Origin of the sequence: Pseudoalteromonas fuliginea, from assembly GCF_000690055.1 — a bacterium.
Classification (GTDB): domain Bacteria; phylum Pseudomonadota; class Gammaproteobacteria; order Enterobacterales; family Alteromonadaceae; genus Pseudoalteromonas; species Pseudoalteromonas fuliginea.
In genome coordinates, this window is record NZ_JJNZ01000264.1 from 1 (window position 1) to 563 (window position 563).

A 563-nucleotide genomic window follows, 5' to 3' on the forward strand; every position below is an offset into this window, starting at 1 on the left:
GATAAGAACAGATGAATCCTTTAGGAATCGCTCATTCGCTGATGCGCCAACATCTTTGTATTCGCCACGGTAAGTGTAAATATCAAGACGGTAGCCAGTCGCTGTAAGCGTACCCATGTAAGTCGCGCCGCTTGGTACATCGCGGGGTTCAATGTTGATGATCTTAACATGTTGAGTGTCAGTGTATTTGATAAACTCTGCACACTGCAGCATGTTGTCGTACGCACCATCGCCAAGCCATAGTTGAGTCGGTTTAGATTGACCATCAGTATTGATAACGTCACAAAGAGATTTTACGTTAGCAATCGGAGTTGCGTTAGCGTGATCAGTCCATGCCGTTGCAAATGTCGGGAAGTGAGTCGGCTTACCTTTAAAGTCAATCGTGTAAGCATCTTCGCCTTCTTCGTCCTTCAGGGTAACTGTAGCAGTTTGAAGGACTTGAGAAGCCATAAGCTCAAGAGTTCGACGCTGACGCTTACCACCGTAACGCATATGCTTCATGAACAGGTTCATTGCACTAGCGCGGAAAACAGGATCGGTGTAGTCGATTTCACCAAATTGAC

Annotated in this window: 1 protein-coding gene; it reads right to left on the reverse strand. The window is 46.2% G+C overall.

From position 1 onward, the window contains the following. A partial coding sequence (locus DC53_RS00070; protein ID WP_167331245.1) for a major capsid protein occupies window positions 1-501 on the reverse strand: 501 nt, incomplete at its 3' end. Window positions 502-563: the final 62 nt, after the last annotated feature.